The sequence below is a fragment of the Nocardia sp. NBC_00508 genome (assembly GCF_036346875.1).
Classification (GTDB): Bacteria; Actinomycetota; Actinomycetes; order Mycobacteriales; family Mycobacteriaceae; genus Nocardia.
This window is the reverse complement of the sequence record NZ_CP107852.1, coordinates 2,225,790-2,243,664: the sequence shown is the minus strand read 5'-3', so window position 1 is coordinate 2,243,664 and position 17,875 is coordinate 2,225,790. Positions and strand designations below refer to the sequence as shown.

The window sequence follows — 17,875 nt, the reverse complement described above, 5'->3', positions numbered from 1 at the left end:
GGTACTCGGTTCCTGACTTACGGTTAGTGCGTGACTACAGGGGATATCGCTCGGCCGCGGGGCAACGACGACACCGCGTACTTTCGGCTCACCGTGGTTGATCAGGCGCTGCGGTTGTTCGCCGAGAAGGGGTACGAGGCGACGACGGTGGACGAGATCGCGGAGGCGGCCGGGATCTCGCGGCGGACGTTCTTCCGGCAGTTTCGGTCGAAAGAGGATGTGATCTTCGCCGATCACGAGTCGCAGTTGGCGCAGGCGGCGGAGTTTCTCTCCGCGTCGCGCGAGGACCCGTGGGAGGCGGTGTGTGCGGCGGTGGTGCAGGTGTTCGAGCGATTCACACAGTGGCGGGAGATCGCGGCGCGGCGGTATCAGGTCGTGCGCCGCGTGCCCGCGCTACGCGAGCGGGAGATCGTCACGGTGTTCCGTTACGAGCGGTTGTTCACCGACTACCTGCGTGAGCGGCTGCCCGATGTCCCGGATCTGGCCCGGGTGCAGTTCACCGCTGCGGTGACCGCAACGCACAACTACCTGCTGCGCAGGATGGTGCGCGGCGAGTCGGACGCGGGCGCCGCGGATCTGCGGGTGGAGCTGGCAGCGATTCCACGTGGCGCCGGGCGCGCGCTGAACGGCGACGAGTTGGTCCTCGCGGTATTCCCGCGCGACGCCCCGCCCAGGCAGGTCGCCGATCTGCTCGTCCGCAAGCTCGGTACGCTCTGACCCCGGCCGAAATGCGACGAATCTGACACTCGGTGCCACGATATATCCGCATGTGACTGGCATGTAGCGGGTATACTCGATGAAAATGTGGCACTGAGTGCCGACCGTGTTGACGCGCGGCGGACATCAGCGATCATCACCGACGACCAGGAGTGAGCTCGATGGCGGGAAACCCCGATTTCGACCTGTTCAAGCTAGAGGACTTCCACGATGAGCTCCGCGAGGCGATCCGTGCACTCGCGGAGAAGGAGATCGCCCCGCATGCGAAGGACGTCGACGGCAACTCCCGGTTCCCCGAAGAGGCGCTGACCGCGCTCAACGCCTCCGGCTTCAACGCTGTGCACGTGCCCGAGGCGTACGGCGGCCAGGGCGCCGACTCGGTGGCCACCTGCATCGTGATCGAAGAGGTCGCCCGCGTCTGCGGCTCATCCTCGCTGATCCCCGCGGTCAACAAGCTCGGCACCATGGGCCTGATCCTGAACGGCTCCGAGGAGCTGAAGAAGAAGGTGCTGCCCGACATCGTCGACGGCGAGATGGCCTCCTACGCGCTGTCCGAGCGCGAGGCCGGCTCCGACGCCGCCGGCATGCGTACCCGGGCCAAGCAGGACGGCGACGACTGGATCATCAACGGCTCCAAGTGCTGGATCACCAACGGCGGCAAGTCCTCCTGGTACACCGTGATGGCGGTGACCGATGCGGACAAGGGCGCCAACGGCATCTCGGCCTTCCTGGTGCACAAGGACGACGAGGGCTTCGTGGTGGGCCCGCTGGAGCACAAGCTCGGCATCAAGGGTTCGCCCACCGCGGAGCTGTACTTCGAGAACTGCCGGGTGCCGGGTGACCGCATCGTCGGCGAGCCGGGCACCGGCTTCAAGACCGCGCTGCAGACCCTCGACCACACCCGCCCGACCATCGGCGCGCAGGCCGTCGGCCTCGCCCAGGGCGCACTGGACGCGGCCATCGCCTACACCAAGGACCGCAAGCAGTTCGGCAAGTCGATCGCCGACTTCCAGAACACCCAGTTCATGCTCGCCGACATGGCGATGAAGATCGAGGCCGCCCGCCTCATGGTCTACAGCTCGGCCGCCCGCGCCGAGCGCGGCGAAAAGAACCTCGGCTTCATCTCCGCCGCCGCCAAGTGCTTCGCCTCCGACGTCGCCATGGAAGTCACCACCAACGCCGTCCAGCTGTTCGGCGGGGCCGGTTACACCACCGACTTCCCGGTCGAGCGCATGATGCGCGACGCGAAGATCACTCAGATCTACGAGGGCACCAACCAGATCCAGCGTCTGGTGATGTCCCGCGCGCTGCTGAAGTGATGTTTCCGTAGATCGCAGGACGTTCGGGCGTGCCTGGGAACACATCTCAAGCCGTCTCCAGGCCGTCGAGCAGTACAGGCCGCCCGAACATCCGGTCGATCGCACGCCGCGCCAGCTCCAGATGGGTGTAGGTGTGCGCAGCGTGAAATCCGGATCGTTGTGACCGAGGAAGGCGACGAGTTCGGTTACCGAGCAGCCAGCCGCCAGCGGCATCGGCGCGAACAAGTGTCGCAGCGCGTGCATACCGTCAATCTGACTCCGGTACGCCAGCCCGGAATTGCGGAACGCTCCCATCCACACTGCCTTCGTGAACAGGTCACCGGTGTAGAGCCGACCCTTCTCGCCGGTCACCAGCAGCCGCACCGTCACCGACTCGCCGTCCGGCCTGCCCCACGGCAAGCTCACCGAGGTCGGCATCTGCCCGATCCACCGGCTGTGGTTCCGTCGTAGAGCTTCGACAAACCGGAATCGTCACCTCGGTCACGGGTTCCGCAGGGGCGCAAGGACACCGAGGCCCCGTTCACCCTGCCCATTTCGCATACGAACTACTGCGCGACCTCCGGCCGCGTGGCCCTGAAGTGTGGTGGCCTGCATTGTGTTCACGCGCCCTTCCAGCGTCAAGAGCGCCTACGGCGTCACTCCGTGATGGCTACGCCACTCTTGACCCCGGAGCCTCTACGCGCGAAAGGCAGGCCGATAAGGGGCAGGCACAGCCAGCCCGCCTTTACGTGCAACCCACCACCCAGCAGGACCAGGCCGTGCTCCGTCAATGCCCTCATACTTGTGATCGTGATCGACTACCTTGACCAGCTGCGCATCACTATTCAGCACCACGACCGAGGCCTCTCCGAACCGCCAGCTGAGGAGTGGCTTATTGTCGCCCGACCGGCAGGTGCAGTGGATCGTGACGCGATCCGTCATGACTTGGTAACTGCATTTCGCCAAGAAAACTACGCTATACAAGATCGCCATGACCTACTTCACTGGGGTGCTTCAGCAGCAGTACTTGAGTTCGTGATGCAGGTAGCCCAGAACGTCGCCGAGGACGGCATCTCTGATGCTCTGAAGCTCGGACTAGGCTATTCCCTTGCTCAACTCAGCCAGCGAATCGGGCGGGGAAGCAACGTGGAGCTGGTCACGATGACCGAAGACGAAGCTGTTAGAGCCACCAAACGCTACGTTCAACGCCAGTACCGAATTCGCTTCGAAGACCTCGCCGTCACTGCAACCGAAATAGACCACCAAGCAAGGTGCTCCACTGTCACCCTGGCGGCACCCGACAGCAAGTTCTACGTGGTGACGATCCGCAAGACCAACACTGAGATCGAGATCTTGAAGATAACCATCCAGCATTAGTTACGAAGGCAGTCAGCTCCGTTAATTCTCGTCTGCTCACACCTACGGTTTGCCATATGTGGCCGATATGAGGTACGTCATACAGCTACGCGAATAGCGTCGTGTACTGCTCGATTGTTGGCTGTATGCGCGATGGGTAACGTTTTGCCCGCCCAGGACTCTCTGGGTTCGTCGCTTGAGCTTCGTACAGTGCCACTGCGGACTCGGTGACAAAGATCGCAACACTGATGGCCTCGGAAAGCATGGCACCGACATCGCCGATGTTGAGGCAGAAGTCGATACCCCAGTTGTATCCGTGCGTGAAGCTAGAGCACAGACGGTACTGCTGGCTGATTTGAGCAGGAAGGTCTACGGAGTCGAACTCGGTCTTGAGGTGTACGGGTCGGTTGGCTGAAAGCCAATCGCCCGCCTTGGTGACCATCGTAGAGAAATTGTCGGTCTCCCGATCAAGACTCGCCACTCGGTCACGTTCTTCGACGGCGAAATGTAGGTGATCTCGCATACCTGATAGGTACGGTTCAGGGATCACGCGCTTTCCAGAATCGTGGGTTTCCAACTCAACACGCAGATGACTCGACTTCTGCCCTGCTCCAACCATCGACGCGCCAGCAGCACGTTTTCTCCGCTGATCTCGAGTTGAGGGCGACAGCATCCAGATACATTGTGACGCAGACTCAAATGCCGTCCGGCAGAGTGACATCACACTCGCGGGGTGATGATTGAACGGAAGCGATTTCGGCACTAGTTCGAGCATCACGCAGGTCATAGTAAGGGCATCGGCTGCGTTCATGATTGGGTAGAGCGCTGCGCCAGCGACGCCATGCGGTGTGTTGGCCTTAAAGTGGGTGTCGTCATCCTGATCCATGACGCTGCCGCTATCAGGACGCTCAGGATTGAGGCCCCAAGCACTTAGCTCACGACCGCGTCTGGCTCGTTCCATCATCCGCCCGAGAGCCGGGTACTGGACCAGCCCGAGCGCATAGATACTCTCAGGATTCACTACGCAGCACTCCAATTCATCGGTTGGGCTTCCATGCCCAGACAGTCGAACGATAGCGAGACATACCGACAAATTGGCTTGTTCGCTGGATAGCCAAGGTGCGTCCGGCGCGATCTGTAGTCGCGCGCCCTGCTCAGGAAGGCCGTCCACAGGCCGTCGCATGGTCGGGAGCTTTCAGACTCAGCGAGAAATGTCGAGACGGTTCAAAGCAGGTCACGGATGGTTTCGGCATAGAACTAGCTGATGGCTCAAAACCGGCTGCAAAATCGCCCAGATCTACGAGGGCCCAGCCCGTCCCGCCTCCGACGCATCGGGCGTTCTGTGGTCGACCCGTCGATTGGGACGTTCCGGGGGAGGCCGGTTCGGATCTCACGTCAGTCGTAGAGGCGCGCAACGATGTTTCGGACCGCAAGGCTCGAATCTCACTGGCGTAGGGGCTGGCAGACGGAGTGGATCCCCTTTCCATGGCGGTAGGCCGGACTGGCTGATGGGCGGTCTCAAGGTGCGGGCTCACCATGCTCGAGGTAGGCAGTGTGGCCCTGGGTATGGGCGGCATGGGCCTGTCGCAGCCGACGGGCGAGCCGTGGGATTGCGTAGTCATCGAGCTCGGCGACCGGAACCCATTTCCAGCGGTCGAGTTCGGATGCCTGAAGCTGGATGGCTTGCTCGTCGCCGAGGTCGCCGCAGTCGAACACATAGAGGACCTTGTCGCGATCGGCAGGGGTCGGCGCCCAGTCATGAACGAGCAATCGCTTTGGAGCGCGGTCGATCCCGAGTTCCTCATGGACTTCGCGGTGGCAGGCCGCAGCGGGCGCCTCGCCTGGCTCCAAGTAGCCGCCTGGAATGTCCCAGCCGTTGCCGTATGTCTTGTGCACCAGCAGCACGCTGTCGCCGCGCACGAACAGTGCGCCCGCGGCCAATCGGGCGCGAGCGAACTGATTGTCCTCGTCTGTCATCGGGTCACCTCACGATTCGCATACGCTGGGCAAGGGACTGCAACGCGAACGATGAGCTGTTGTGGGCGTTGCGCATCCAGGTGAGTACGAGCTGTCGGCTCAAATAGTGGTGTCGAACTTGTTCCGGGGCCACCTGCTCTGCCGCCAGCACAGCGGCTATCGAGTCCTGCTGACGGCCCGCGAGATTGAAGGCGCGAGCGACCTCGAGTTGATGTCGAATCCTGCGTTCCATCGGGAGCGCGGAAGTATCTAGATCCGGACCCAACTGTAGTGCGATCTGCACATCTCCGAGTTCCATAGCCGTGTTGACACGGTGGATTGCGACGTTGGTCGGGCCAAACGCGGTCCACAGACAGTTGCGGTCGCTGCCGAGTCGAGTTGCGGTCTGTTCGGCTTCGATCAGAAACTCCTGGACAATATCTCGCCGGTTGCTGCGGGCGGCGGCCATCGATCCGACTAGCAGAAGAGTTCCGTACGCCGACAGCACCTCGGCACTACCACTGCAGAGATGTGGCTGTAGGTAACTCGCTCCAGCTTCGACGAGGTCGAGAGCGGGCTGCACGCGGCCCGTGGACATCACGGTGAAGGCGACCGATCGCATCAGGGATCCGATAATCGCAGCGTCGTCTGTATGCTGTGCGGAAGCGAGACCGCGCTCGGCGGCGTTCCATGCGAGGTCGGTCTCGCCGAACTTGGTCAGGACAGACGCTGCCGCCTGATATCCCAACGCGAGCACCCGGTAGTTGGGGACATCGGCTTTGCTCTGGACTCCCAAAAGCGCTGCAGACAGCAGATCCGGCAATTGTCCGGCAGCGGCTCCGAACCTCGATGCCTGGTAAGCATCGAAAACTCCGCTCAATCTGCGTACCAGAGCTGGCAACTGGACAGATCCGACAGTACGGGTCAATGGAAGCAGCGCGGGTATCAGGTGGCCGTAGTCCATCAAAGCGGCACGCAGGGCTGGGATCGTGGATGTTCCGCTGTCACTAGTCCACTCAAGCAGTGTCGGTTCACCGATCAAGTCTCCGAGCGAGACGTCGAGGGCATCGGCCAGCAGTCGGATCACGGACAGACGGTCCAATGGGATCCGGTTGTTCTCGACCTTGCTGATCCAGTCTTCGGTGCGGCCGACCAACCCGGCGAGAACCTCCTGAGACATGCCGCGTCGGCGTCGGTACCAAGCCACTCGTTCGCCGATGGTGAGGTCCTGCGTCATTCCGCGCACTAGATGATCTTCCGCCTTTGTTGACAAGGATGCCCGGAAGGAAATTCCGGGGCGCGAAGCCGATCAGGGCTCACGCTACTGCCTGACCAACGACAACAGTGGTGGATGGGGTGGATCGCCGTGAGTATCGAAGAATTCAGCGCAGTGGCCGACTGGGTGGACTATTACCGTCGACAGTTCCATCTTCCCGCCGAGGAACGCGGCGGATATGTGATGCTGCCGGTGACCAACACCGTCGGGATCGTCCACATGCCGAAGTCAGCCGCACAGCGGGTCTTGGATTCATTGCGTGAGCAGGGCACTCCAGGACCACTGCTCGCGCGGCAGATTCGCTGGACGTTCGTCGCCGCCGTGGACTATAGCCCTGGATGCCAAGTGCTGGAGCTGTTGTCCCGCAACGACATCTGCATTCCGGTGGTCGGTAGCGCCTTGATGATCCCGACGAGCTTCGGAAGATGCACGCGAGAAGGCTCCTACTGGGTCAACCCTCCTGAGCGCGATCGACGCCTGCCGCTGTTGTCCGGTGTCATCACAACCGCGCTCACCGTTAGGGATGCTGACACATGCGGAGAGGAGCACCGAGCGTAGGCAAAGGTCGCCCTGCTCGGTTGGGCCGATATTTCGCTCTCTCGGTGACAGGCGCGACTATCCGACCAGGTCGGCGTATTCGCGGTGTTCGGTGATGTACTTCTCGACGTACCAGCAGGTGGGGATGACCGAGAAGCCCGCCTTGCGGGAGTCGTCGAGGGCGTAGCCGACGACCTGGGCGGCGATTCCGTGGCCGCGGAACTCGGGGAAGGTCAGGGTGTGGTGGAAGTCGCGGACCTTGGTGTTCGCGTTCTCGGCGTAGTCGGCGTAGCCGGCGAGGGTGTCGTCGATGAAGATCTCGAAACGGGTATCGGCGACGTTGTGTTCGAGCCTGGTCGTCATGATCGGGTAGAACTCCTTGGCAGCGGGGAATGTTCCGGCGTGGCGGTTACAGGATCGCGCCGGGGTTGAGGATGCCGTTCGGGTCGAGTGCGTCCTTGATGCGGCGTGTGAGGGCCATGACGTCGGGGCCGAGTTGGTCGGGCAGCCAGGCCTTCTTCAAGCGGCCGACGCCGTGCTCGCCGGTGATGGTGCCACCGAGGGCGATGGCCAGCTCCATGATCTCGCCGAAGGCGCGGTGCGCTCGTGCGGTGTGGTCCGGGTCGGACGGGTCGTGCACGATCAGGGGGTGGGTGTTGCCGTCGCCCGCATGCGCGATCACCGACACGGTCACCGCGTTGCGCTCGGCGATCGCGGCGATGCCGGTGACCAGGTCGCCGAGCCGGGGCAGCGGGACGCCGACATCCTCCAGCAGCAGGGGGCCGAGTTTCTCCACGGCGGGGATCGCGAAACGCCGTGCGGCGGCGAAAGCTTCGCCCTCGGCTGGGTCCTCGGTGTGAAAAACCTCTGTCGCGCCTGCCTTCTCGCAGGCGGTCGCCATGATCTCGGCCTCGCGCCGGGCGAATTCGCCGGGCGCGTCCGACCGTGCGACCAGCAGCGCGGCCGCCGTGCGGTCCAAGCCCATCCGCAACTCGTCCTCGACGGCGTTGATCGATACCGAGTCCATGAACTCGAGCATCGATGGCCGCAGTTCACCGGTGATCGTCAAGATCGCCTCGGTAGCCGCGGTCAGCGTGCCGAAGCTCGCGACCACCGTGCTCTGCGGCGGCTGCGCGGGCAGCAGCCGCAAGGTCAGCTCGGTGATCACTCCGAGCGTGCCCTCGCTGCCGACGAACAGTTTGGTCAGCGACAAGCCTGCCGAGTCCTTCAACCGCGGACCGCCGAGCCGCACCACGGTGCCGTCGGCGAGTACTACCTCCATGCCGAGGATGTAGTCGGTCGTGACGCCGTACTTCACACAGCACAGGCCGCCCGCGTTGGTCGCGGCGTTGCCGCCGATCGAGCAGATCTCGAACGACGAGGGATCCGGCGGGTACCACAGGCCGTGTTCGGCGACCGCACGCTTGACCTCCGCGTTGAGCAGACCCGGCTGTACTACCGCGGTCCTGGTCACCGGATCGACCGTGATCGCGCGCATCCGCTCGGTGCTCAGCACGATTCCGCCGTCGATCGCGGTCGCGCCGCCGGACAGGCCGGACCCGGCGCCGCGGGGGATTACCGGGACGCGGTGCGCGCTCGCCCACCGCAGCGTCGCGGCCACGTCGTCGGTGCTGGTGGCGCGCACCACGGCCAGGGCGGTGCCCGCGTCCGGATCACGCGCCCAGTCCTGCCGGTAGCTCGCGAGCAGATCGGCATCGGTGAGCACCGCGCCGTCGGGGAGGCAGGCGATCAGGTCTTCCAGGTCCACACCCATCACGCTAGCTCCACATGCCCGATATCTGCCGCTCGGCCGATCCGTCAGCGTGTAACCGGCGGAAGCGAGGTGATCGATGGGTGTATGCCAGACCACAGCTCGGGGCACGCGGTCGAGTACGACGAATGGTTGATCGCGCTGGACCGCTGCGCTGTCTTCGGCCGGGTAGCGCTCGGCGAAGCGGTCGAGGCTCGGTGCCGCGATGCCCGCGCGCTACTGGAGGCGCCGCTAGCCGGGCCGAGGTCGCGCGCGGACGTGCCCTCGCGACTTGGCTGGACCATCCGGCGGGCGCGTGCCATGCACGAACCAGCTGAGCTACCGGCCGGTCTCCGGCTGCTCATCTGACAGACACCTACCGCTGGCAGGCTGATCGCGTGCACGAGCTGTCCGAGACCGCCGACAATATCGCCGATCGGTTCACCCGCTGGTGCGAGGCAGTCGTCCGCCGATTGCCTTTCGGGCTGGATCGTCTCGTCCCCCAGACCTTCCTGGGCTTCGCCCTGATCAACAGCTTCACCTTCGGCGTCGACCTGGCGTTGCTCACCCTCTTGCACGGGTGGTGGGGGTTGCCGATCTGGCTGTCGGTGACCGTGGCGTATGTGTGCGCGTTCGGCCTCAGCTTCGTGCTCAACCGGACCTTCAACTTCCATTCGCATGCACCCGTCGGCAGGCAGGCCGCCGTTTACGTCGTAGTGGTCGTCATCAACTACTTGGCGTTCATCCTCGGCGTCGGCAGCGGGCTGGCCGCGCTCGGCGTGGAGTATCACCTGTCCCGGCTGCTGGCGGGCGGCTGCGAGGCCGTCTACATGTACAGCGCGATGCGCTGGGTGGTCTTCCGTCGCCGCGCGAACCAGCCGGAGCCCGAACTTGCACCTGATGCGACGTGATGTCCCAGCGTCGCGCGAATGGCGCAGTGGGACGAGGTCTGGCAGTCGGACATGGCTTCGGAATCGGTTGCGGTTCAAGGATTCCTGTCGCCATGATCACGTAAGGTGGATGCACCTCCAGCCGAGGGGCGGTGGACATGGTCCACACACCGCGCCCAGGAAGGAGGTGGTGGGGGATGGCGAAACATCGCCGGAAAAAGCAAGAGACCCCGGTCGACTACGGCATCATGTTGGTAGCAGCTGCCGTGATCGCCGGGGTGCTCATGCTGGTCCGCCGAGTGTGGACTAGATAACCCACCAGGTGGGGCCGTCATACGGGGCGGTCCCACCGCTCAGCATCACTCGCGTGACGGATCCAGTGTAGAGCTGCTGTGCTGGTGTTGCATAGCATCGATGCGAGTCGGTTCCCAAAGGCGGACGATTCGAGGCGCGAAGTCGCAGGCGCGGTGGTTTCGATGTCGACCTGCACCAAGCCGCCGGGGCTGTCGAGTTGTGACCTCGAGCAGCGGCTGCGGACGTTCATCTCGCCGCTGGACCGATCAGTTCCTCGGTATCCGATCCCTCGATGACGATCGCGTCGTCGTCGGTGAGCGCCCAGTGCGCGATGCCCTCGGCACGGTATCGCGCGGCAAGCCGGTTGCATTCGCCGTCCGGATCGGTGGCGGAATCGATATGCGGGACGATTGGGCGATCGACCAAACCGAGTCCGTCCCATTGTGGTTCGACGCCGGAGGCCGGCGCGACCTCGGCCGGGTCGTCGAGTGTCTCGAGGCCGTGCAGGTCTGGTGTGAGCACACAGGCGCCCGCGCTGTAACCGGCGTAAGCCAACGCGTCCTCAGCGAGTAGCCGAGTGAGTGCGAGATCCGCTCCGCTGCGGGCGAATTGGGCGCGCAGCACGAACGTGTTCCCGCCGCGCACCCACACGAGGGGGAACTCGGCCAGGCGGTGTTCCAGTTCAGCGGCACGCCCGACGAAGTCGCGCAGGTCGATCTCCTCAGGGATGTACCCGAGCTTGCGCAGCGGCACCAAGTCGCTGGTGATAGCAGATGCCCGCATGGCGGGCCATGCGTCGCAAGCATTTCCGATGACCGCGACCCGGCCCGGCGGCCCGGCGAGCCCGACCAGCCGGTCGTGGTGCGCCCCGAAACGGTAGCTGGACAGGAAGAGGCGCACGCGGGTCAGATGGTGAAGGCCAGGTGGCTTACCAGTCGCTGTCCGAGGTCGGTATTGCCGTGGATGGTGATCTCGTCGAGGTGTTCCTCGGCCTTGGTCCGGCCGCCGCCGAGCCGCACGAAAAGCTGGGAGTCCATGTCGATCTCGACCGTGGCGGGTTCCTCGAACGCGTCCACGTAGTTCGCCCGGCCCGCCACCTGGATACGCAGCGTCCTGGCCAGCGGACCGGTCAGCGCGAAGGCGATCCGCGCGCCTTCCGGCGCCTCGCCCTTCTTGGCCACCACGCGCGGAACTCCGAGCACGAACTCGGCGAACGCCAGCTCGCCGCGCGGCCCGCCCTCCTCGACCCGTGCGCCCAGCGCGTCGGCGATGTCGAGTTCGTGCATCCAGCAGTCGAACAAGCGCACCCGCATGAACCGGCCGTAACTGATCTGACCGATCGGCGACACGGTTTCCTTCTCCCATTCGGCGTCGCCCATCGCCGCGAGTGCCGCTCGCCTGCGATCGATGACATCGCGGTAGAGCCCGAGCAGTCGGGCGCCGGACAGCGGACGCAGCCGGTCCACCCAGATCTCGTTGAGCACCGCGGTCTCGTTGCGCACATAGGGAAGCGTGCGCACATCGGTCTTGACTCTGGTCGGGTCGTGGGCGGGCGGGCGGTCGCCGAGCAGCCAGGACTCGGTGCCGATGACGTGGGCGACCACGTCGAACACGGTCCAGCCCGGCAGCGGCGATGGCGTGCGCCAGCGGTGCTCGTCCAGCGGGGCGACCAGTGCGTCGATCGCGTCCCATTGCTGCGACAGCAGGTCGATCTGCGCGGTGCGGTCCAGCGTCTCGATCATCCGTCGACTTCCTTTTCCGGGCCTTCGCCCTCGTTGTCCAGTGCCGTGATGCCGGCCCGGATGGCGGCGGCCGTGGTGACCGGGTCGTGCGGACGCCGCAGCAGAAAACCCTTGGCGAACCGGAACGTGTCGCCGTGCCGGCGGGGAATCACGTGCATGTGGACGTGCGGGACCGTCTGAAATGCGGCGATGCCGTCGTTGAGTACCAGGTTCGCGCCGTCCGCGGCGAGACTGCTGCGGCGGATGGCCAGCGCGAGCCGATGCCCGGCCCGGAAGATCTGCGCGCCGAGTTCGGCATCGAGGTCTTCCAACTCGGCGGCGTGCCGCTTGGGGATCACCAGCGTGTGCCCGCGGGCGACCGGCCGGATATCGAGGAATGCGCAGAGCGTGTCGTCCTCGTACACCTTGGCCGCCGGAGCCTCGCCTGCCACTATGCGGCAGAAGACGCAGTCGTTCACACGCTGGACCATACGGCGTACGAGCGACGCGGAACACCCCCTGCGTCCCGGTCGAGCATGACGCACGTCACTGTTGGTCGCCCCGCCGATGCCCTGACCAGTTGTCGAACGTCGGGGTAAGTAAGGGACTTTTCCGTACGGTCTTGCCGCGTTCATCTGGGGCGACCACGATCACACAGCGAGAGGGAAAACAGGTAGACCATGGTTCGGCAGTCGGCGCCCGCTCCGCGACGACCGCTGGGTCCGGTGTTGCGGCGCGACTTGCCCGGCGTGTGTGACGGGCATCTCAGCTAGGCTCACCGCGAGCCAGGTACAGTTGCGAGGATTTGGGCGAACTTACTCGACGGTAACATCGTCCGATCGTCTACCCGTTGCCTGAAGCTCAGTACGAGAAGGAAGTCTGACAAGTGGAGACAACGCAGAGCGTAGGCGATCCATCGCCGCGCGGCGCGCGTGTCGGAGTCGTCCGCGAATCCGCCGCGGGAGAACGCCGTGTCGCATTGGTGCCGAAGATCATTCCCAGCTTGGTGAAGCAGGGCGTGGAGGTCGTCGTCGAGTCCGGCGCCGGACTCGGTGCGCTGATTCCCGACAGCGCCTATGAAGAGGCGGGTGCCACGATCGGGGATCCGTGGTCCGCGGATGTCGTCGTCAAGGTGGCCCCACCCAGTGACGACGAAGTCGCGAAGCTGTCCGAAGGGCAGACGTTGATCGGTTTCCTGGCGCCGCGGAACGCGGAGAATCAGATCGGCGCGTTGCGGGCCGCTGGAGTGCAGGCCTTCGCGGTGGAGGCGATCCCGCGGATTTCGCGTGCGCAGGTCATGGACGCGTTGTCGTCGCAGGCGAACGTCGCCGGTTATAAGGCAGTGCTGCTGGCCGCCTCGGAGTCGACCCGCTTCTTCCCGATGCTCACCACCGCGGCGGGCACGGTGAAACCGGCGACGGTGCTGGTGCTGGGTGTCGGCGTGGCCGGGTTGCAGGCGCTGGCCACCGCCAAGCGTCTTGGCGGGCGCACCACCGGGTACGACGTGCGGCCGGAGGTGGCCGATCAGGTGCGTTCGGTCGGTGCGCAATGGCTCGACCTGGGCATCGATGCCGCGGGCGAGGGCGGGTACGCGCGCGAGTTGACCGAGGAGGAGAAGGCCACCCAGCAGCAGGCGCTCGAGGACGCGATCAAGGGTTTCGACGTGGTCATCACGACCGCGTTGGTGCCGGGGCGTCCGGCGCCCAGGTTGGTGACCGCTGCGGCGGTGCAGGGCATGAAGCCCGGCAGCGTGATCGTGGACCTGGCCGGAGAGACCGGCGGCAACTGCGAGCTGACCGAGCCGGGTGAGACCGTGGTCAAGCATGAGGTGACCATCGCCTCGCCGCTGAACCTGCCTGCGACCATGCCCGAGCACGCCAGCGAGCTGTACTCGAAGAACATCGCGGCGCTGCTGGAGTTGATGCTGGTCGACGGCGAACTCGCGCCGGACTTCAGCGATCAGGTGCTGGCCGATTCCTGCGTGACTCGTGATGCGACCGACGCGACCGAACCGGCGGACGCGAGTGCGGCTGCGGAGTCGACCGCCGCGGTGGACGCGGCCGAGGCCGCGGAGCCGGTGGAGTCGGCCGAGGCGAAGGACGCGACCGAGGCGAAGGTGGAGAGCTGATGTACACCGAACTGTTGGCGAATATCGCGATCCTGGTGCTGTCCGGGTTCGTCGGCTTCGCCGTGATCTCCAAGGTGCCCAACACCTTGCACACTCCGCTGATGTCGGGCACCAACGCCATTCACGGCATCGTCGTGCTCGGCGCGCTGGTCACCCTGGGGAACGTGCAGGATCCGTCGCTTCTGACGCAGGTGATCCTGTTCGTGGCGGTGGTGTTCGGAACCCTGAACGTGATCGGTGGTTTCGTGGTCACCGACCGCATGCTGGGCATGTTCAAGGGCAAAAAATCGGGAGCCGCGGCTGAGTCTTCGGCGAAGGCGGGTAAGTGATGCACACCTTCGACAATGTGACCTATCTGGTCAACGGCCTCTACATCGTGTCGTTCGCGCTGTTCATCTACGGTCTGATGGGCTTGACCGGCCCGAAGACCGCGGTGCGCGGCAACCTGATCGCCGCGGCCGGTATGGCGCTCGCGGTGGGGGCGACGCTGATCTCGGTCCGGCACACCAGCAACTGGATTCTGATCATCGCCGGTCTCGTGGTCGGCATCGTTGTGGGCGTGCCGCCCGCGAAGTACACGAAGATGACCGCGATGCCGCAGCTGGTGGCCGCGTTCAACGGCGTCGGCGGTGGCACGGTAGCGCTGATCGCGTGGTCGGAATTCATCAATTCGCAGGGCTTCTCGCATTTCGAGGAAGAGCCCACGGTGCATATCGTGGTCGGTTCGCTGTTCGCGGCGATCATCGGTTCGGTGTCGTTCTGGGGATCGTTGATCGCGTTCGGCAAGTTGCAGGAGATCCTGCCCGGGCGTCCGATCGGGGTCGGCAAACTGCAGCAACCGTTGAACCTGCTGCTGTTGCTCGGTGCGATCGCCGCGGCGGTGGTGATCGGCGTCGGCGCTACCGGTGACGGGGTGTCGCAGCTGTGGATGATCGCGGTGCTGGTGCTCGCCGGTGTGCTCGGCCTGATGGTCGTGCTGCCGATCGGCGGCGCGGACATGCCCGTGGTCATCTCGCTGCTCAACGCCCTGACCGGATTGTCGGCCGCGGCCGCCGGTTTGGCGTTGAACAACACCGCGATGATCGTCGCGGGCATGATCGTCGGCGCGTCCGGCACCATCCTGACCAACCTGATGGCCAAGGCGATGAACCGGTCCATTCCGGCCATCGTCGCGGGCGGCTTCGGTGGCGGCGGCGCGGCCGTCGGCGGCGCCGGTGGTGAGCAGAAGCAGGCCAAGGCCACCTCCGCGGCCGACGCCGCGATCCAGATGGCCTACGCCAACCAGGTGATCGTGGTGCCCGGCTACGGCATGGCCGTCGCGCAGGCGCAGCACGCGGTCAAGGAGATGGCCGAACTGCTGGAGAAGAAGGGCGTGGAGGTCAAATACGCCATCCACCCGGTCGCCGGTCGCATGCCCGGCCACATGAACGTGCTGCTGGCCGAGGCCGAGGTCTCCTATGACGCGCTCAAGGAAATGGACGAGATCAACGGCGAATTCAACCGGACCGACGTCGCATTGGTGATCGGCGCCAACGACGTCACCAACCCGGCCGCCCGCGAGGACGCCGCCAGCCCGATCTACGGCATGCCCGTGCTCAACGTTGACCAGGCCAGGAGCGTGATCGTGCTCAAGCGCTCGATGAACTCCGGTTTCGCCGGTATCGACAACCCGCTGTTCTACGCCGACCACACTTCCATGCTGTTCGGCGACGCCAAGAAATCCGTCAGCGCAGTCACCGAAGAACTGAAGGTCTTGTAGGCCGGAAGTTTCGACGCGAACGCCCCTGCACCGAGCCTTCGGTGGAGGGGCGTTCGTCGTAATTCGATGGACACCCCGGTCTGTCACCCCGGATCATGCTCGGAGTGTCCGCACGTCATGAGCCTCTTCGGTTGATCGGTCCCGGGCAGCCTTCGGCCGATCCCGCCGAGCGGCTGCCGTGGACCGTCACGGTCGATTCGACCTACTCGATCCGGGACGCGATCGATGCCCTCGCGCTCGGTCCGTTCCTGCGCGGCGACCAGCCGTGCGCCCGCACAGCGCATCTGGAGCGGGTGCGTCCGGACGCGCCGCTGCGGCCCGCATGCGGCCGTGTGGTGCGCACGGTGCGCGACGACGACAGCGGCGCGACGCTGGTGGTCGGCACCGGGTGGTCGTTGCGCTCGGTGCGCTGGTCGGGCGGATCGGCGCTGGTCGAAGTCACCGCCGTCACCGATGCGCTCGCGGACGAACTGCTCGCCGAGGCGATCCGCGACGCGGCCGCTGCGCCCGAGGTGGGCGAGACCGTCGAGATGGGTTTCTGGCATCTGCACAGCCACGGCCCGCAACGGCGCGCTCGTTCGATCTCCGCGCCGGAGTGGTCCGCGATCCGCGGCAACTACGCGGGCGAGGTCGCCGCCGCGATGGATCATCTGATGACGCTCACGGTCGGCGACGTGCGCGGCCGTCTGGTGCTGTTGCACGGACCTCCCGGCACTGGGAAGACCACCGCGCTGCGCGCGCTGGCTCGCGCCTGGGGCTCCTGGTGTCAGTTCGATTGCGTGCTGGATCCCGAGGTGATGTTCGGCAAGCCCGGATATCTGATGGAGGTGGCCGCTGGCGTCGACGGTGACGGAGGCGAGCGCCGCTGGCGCATGCTGGTCCTGGAAGACTGCGACGAGCTGATCCGCGGTGAGGCGAAGGAGGCGGCGGGCCAGGGACTTTCCCGACTACTCAACCTGACCGACGGCATGCTCGGGCAAGGCCGTGACGTGCTGGTCGCGATCACCACCAACGAGGATCTGTCCCGGCTGCACCCGGCCGTGACGCGGCCGGGGCGGTGTCTGGCGCGGATCGAGATCGGGCGGCTGTCCGGCGCGGAGGCGGCGGCCTGGCTGGAAAGGGAGCGCAGCGACGCCACCGCCTGCCCGGACGGCGCGACCCTCGCCGAGCTCGTCGTGCTGCGCGATGGTGACGTTCGGATCGATGCCGTCGCACGAGACACGGTGAATCCGGGGCTGTATCTCTGACCCGGCAAAGCCGAAGTCATTGCGGCGGTTCTTACTGTGTCCAAAGAGGACCGTGCGGTATCTCATGCGGCGGCGCCCGGACGGATCGGCTAGATTCCATGGGTTCGCCGGTCGCCCAGTGCGGACGGAACCACGCGAGACCCGGGGAGGGGATCCATGACCACACCACCGAACCAACCGTATCCAGGTCAGCCCGGCGGCCAGCCGGGCTTTCCTCAGCAGCAGCCTGCAGCCGGGGCGCCGCCAGGCTTTCCGGGCCAGGCCCCTGGCTACGCCGGACAGCCGCAGGGCTATCCACAGCCGGGATATCAACCGCAACCCGGCTATGCACCACAGGGCGGCGGCTTCCCGCCGCCGCAGCAGCCGAACTACCCCCCTGGCGGTTTCCCTCCGCCTGGGCCGCCGCGGCAGAACCGCGGTGGCGGTAGCGGAATCGGCAAGATTCTCGCCGTGCTCGGCGCAGTGGTGGTGGTCGGCATCCTGATCGTCGGCGGCCGGACCGTGCTGCGCTCGGACGGCGAGAAGATCGAGATCGGCCAGTGCGCGAAGTTGTCGGGCAGCACCGTCAAAGCAGAGTTCGCCACGAAGGAATGCTCGGATCCGGAAGCCAATTACGTGGTGGCGCAACGGCTCGATGGCTCGAACGCGGACTGCCCGACCAAGGATTACGCCAGCTACTACCAGACCGGCCGCGACGAATACACGCTGTGCCTGCGGTTGAACGTCAAGGAGGGCGACTGCATCGACGGCGGCTTCCTCGGCGCCAGCACCAAGGTCGCCTGCAGCACGTCGGCGGACTTCAAGATCGGCCGGGTGGTGCGCGGCACCGCGGATATATCCGCGTGCGGGTCGAAGGCCACCGAGAACGAGACGATCGTCTACCCCAAGCCCGAGCCCATCACGCTGTGCCTGGTGGAGCCCGAGTAGGCCGCGGCGGCTGATCGCT

At 65.3% G+C, this 17,875-nt stretch carries 20 protein-coding genes; 11 read left to right on the top strand and 9 right to left on the bottom strand.

Annotated features, from left to right (window positions below):
- The first annotated feature begins 30 nt into the window (after positions 1-30).
- Together OHA40_RS10155 and OHA40_RS10150 are read left to right on the top strand one after the other, a co-directional pair.
- Positions 31-717 carry a TetR family transcriptional regulator gene (locus OHA40_RS10155; protein WP_330232800.1) on the top strand — a complete coding sequence of 229 codons (687 nt, stop codon included), beginning with the start codon at positions 31-33 and terminating at the stop codon, positions 715-717.
- 161 nt (positions 718-878) lie between these two features.
- Positions 879-2,036 (top strand): acyl-CoA dehydrogenase, encoded by a 1,158-nt coding sequence (locus OHA40_RS10150; protein WP_330232799.1) that lies wholly within the window; start codon positions 879-881, stop codon positions 2,034-2,036.
- Between the two features lie 635 nt (positions 2,037-2,671).
- Here the strand turns inward: OHA40_RS10150 and OHA40_RS10145 are convergent.
- Positions 2,672-2,815, bottom strand: a complete 144-nt coding sequence (locus tag OHA40_RS10145; RefSeq protein WP_330232798.1) for a hypothetical protein — start codon at positions 2,813-2,815, stop codon at positions 2,672-2,674.
- 10 nt (positions 2,816-2,825) lie between these two features.
- On the opposite strand from OHA40_RS10145, the gene OHA40_RS10140 reads away from it, so the two are divergent.
- Complete coding sequence (locus OHA40_RS10140) at positions 2,826-3,392, top strand: hypothetical protein (protein WP_330232797.1); 567 nt, start codon at positions 2,826-2,828, stop codon at positions 3,390-3,392.
- A gap of 85 nt (positions 3,393-3,477) precedes the next feature.
- Here the strand turns inward: OHA40_RS10140 and OHA40_RS10135 are convergent, their stop codons facing one another.
- From OHA40_RS10135 to OHA40_RS10125, 3 genes are all read right to left on the bottom strand, one after another.
- Positions 3,478-4,257, bottom strand: a complete 780-nt coding sequence (locus OHA40_RS10135; protein WP_330232796.1) for a hypothetical protein — start codon at positions 4,255-4,257, stop codon at positions 3,478-3,480.
- A 632-nt stretch (positions 4,258-4,889) separates the two neighbouring features.
- A complete protein-coding gene (locus tag OHA40_RS10130; protein WP_330232795.1) occupies positions 4,890-5,348 on the bottom strand; it encodes an NUDIX hydrolase in 459 nt (152 codons plus the stop codon).
- Positions 5,349-5,352: 4 nt separating this feature from the next.
- On the bottom strand, positions 5,353-6,564 hold the full coding sequence (locus tag OHA40_RS10125; protein WP_330232794.1) for a helix-turn-helix domain-containing protein: 1,212 nt from the start codon (positions 6,562-6,564) through the stop codon (positions 5,353-5,355).
- A gap of 129 nt (positions 6,565-6,693) precedes the next feature.
- Here OHA40_RS10125 and OHA40_RS10120 point away from each other — a divergent pair, with 129 nt between their 5' ends.
- Entirely contained in the window at positions 6,694-7,161 is a 468-nt protein-coding gene (locus tag OHA40_RS10120) for a hypothetical protein (RefSeq protein ID WP_330232793.1), read from the top strand.
- A 57-nt stretch (positions 7,162-7,218) separates the two neighbouring features.
- Here OHA40_RS10120 and OHA40_RS10115 read toward each other — a convergent pair whose 3' ends face one another.
- Both OHA40_RS10115 and OHA40_RS10110 read right to left on the bottom strand, forming a co-directional pair.
- Entirely contained in the window at positions 7,219-7,503 is a 285-nt protein-coding gene (locus OHA40_RS10115; RefSeq protein ID WP_330232792.1) for a GNAT family N-acetyltransferase, read from the bottom strand.
- Between the two features lie 46 nt (positions 7,504-7,549).
- Positions 7,550-8,914, bottom strand: a complete 1,365-nt coding sequence (locus OHA40_RS10110; RefSeq protein ID WP_330234120.1) for an FAD-binding oxidoreductase — start codon at positions 8,912-8,914, stop codon at positions 7,550-7,552.
- Positions 8,915-8,998: 84 nt separating this feature from the next.
- Between OHA40_RS10110 and OHA40_RS10105 the strand changes: the two genes are divergently transcribed.
- Positions 8,999-9,259, top strand: coding sequence for a hypothetical protein (locus OHA40_RS10105; RefSeq protein ID WP_330232791.1), 261 nt, complete (start codon positions 8,999-9,001; stop codon positions 9,257-9,259).
- A 29-nt stretch (positions 9,260-9,288) separates the two neighbouring features.
- The gene (locus OHA40_RS10100; RefSeq protein WP_330232790.1) at positions 9,289-9,801 is read left to right on the top strand and encodes a GtrA family protein; all 513 of its coding nucleotides are present in this window, start codon (positions 9,289-9,291) and stop codon (positions 9,799-9,801) included.
- A 519-nt stretch (positions 9,802-10,320) separates the two neighbouring features.
- Here OHA40_RS10100 and OHA40_RS10095 read toward each other — a convergent pair.
- From OHA40_RS10095 to OHA40_RS10085, 3 genes are read right to left on the bottom strand one after another with little or no spacing between them, the layout of a single operon-like run.
- Positions 10,321-10,974, bottom strand: coding sequence for a Type 1 glutamine amidotransferase-like domain-containing protein (locus OHA40_RS10095; RefSeq protein WP_330232789.1), 654 nt, complete (start codon positions 10,972-10,974; stop codon positions 10,321-10,323).
- Between the two features lie 5 nt (positions 10,975-10,979).
- Positions 10,980-11,816 carry a maleylpyruvate isomerase N-terminal domain-containing protein gene (locus tag OHA40_RS10090; RefSeq protein WP_330232788.1) on the bottom strand — a complete coding sequence of 279 codons (837 nt, stop codon included), beginning with the start codon at positions 11,814-11,816 and terminating at the stop codon, positions 10,980-10,982.
- On the bottom strand, positions 11,813-12,274 hold the full coding sequence (locus OHA40_RS10085; protein WP_330232787.1) for an HIT family protein: 462 nt from the start codon (positions 12,272-12,274) through the stop codon (positions 11,813-11,815). The genes OHA40_RS10090 and OHA40_RS10085 overlap by 4 nt, the downstream gene beginning before the upstream one ends.
- A gap of 407 nt (positions 12,275-12,681) precedes the next feature.
- On the opposite strand from OHA40_RS10085, the gene OHA40_RS10080 reads away from it, so the two are divergent.
- From OHA40_RS10080 to OHA40_RS10060, 5 genes are all read left to right on the top strand, one after another.
- Complete coding sequence (locus OHA40_RS10080; protein ID WP_330232786.1) at positions 12,682-13,923, top strand: Re/Si-specific NAD(P)(+) transhydrogenase subunit alpha; 1,242 nt, start codon at positions 12,682-12,684, stop codon at positions 13,921-13,923.
- Positions 13,923-14,252 (top strand): NAD(P) transhydrogenase subunit alpha, encoded by a 330-nt coding sequence (locus tag OHA40_RS10075; RefSeq protein ID WP_330232785.1) that lies wholly within the window; start codon positions 13,923-13,925, stop codon positions 14,250-14,252. The genes OHA40_RS10080 and OHA40_RS10075 overlap by 1 nt, the downstream gene beginning before the upstream one ends.
- Positions 14,252-15,682, top strand: a complete 1,431-nt coding sequence (locus OHA40_RS10070; protein ID WP_330234119.1) for an NAD(P)(+) transhydrogenase (Re/Si-specific) subunit beta — start codon at positions 14,252-14,254, stop codon at positions 15,680-15,682. The genes OHA40_RS10075 and OHA40_RS10070 overlap by 1 nt, the downstream gene beginning before the upstream one ends.
- A 95-nt stretch (positions 15,683-15,777) precedes the next feature.
- Positions 15,778-16,929 (top strand): DUF5925 domain-containing protein, encoded by a 1,152-nt coding sequence (locus tag OHA40_RS10065; RefSeq protein ID WP_330232784.1) that lies wholly within the window; start codon positions 15,778-15,780, stop codon positions 16,927-16,929.
- A 156-nt stretch (positions 16,930-17,085) separates the two neighbouring features.
- Positions 17,086-17,856: an LppU/SCO3897 family protein gene (locus OHA40_RS10060; RefSeq protein WP_330232783.1), complete on the top strand. Its 771-nt coding sequence runs from the start codon at positions 17,086-17,088 to the stop codon at positions 17,854-17,856.
- Positions 17,857-17,875 lie beyond the last annotated feature (19 nt).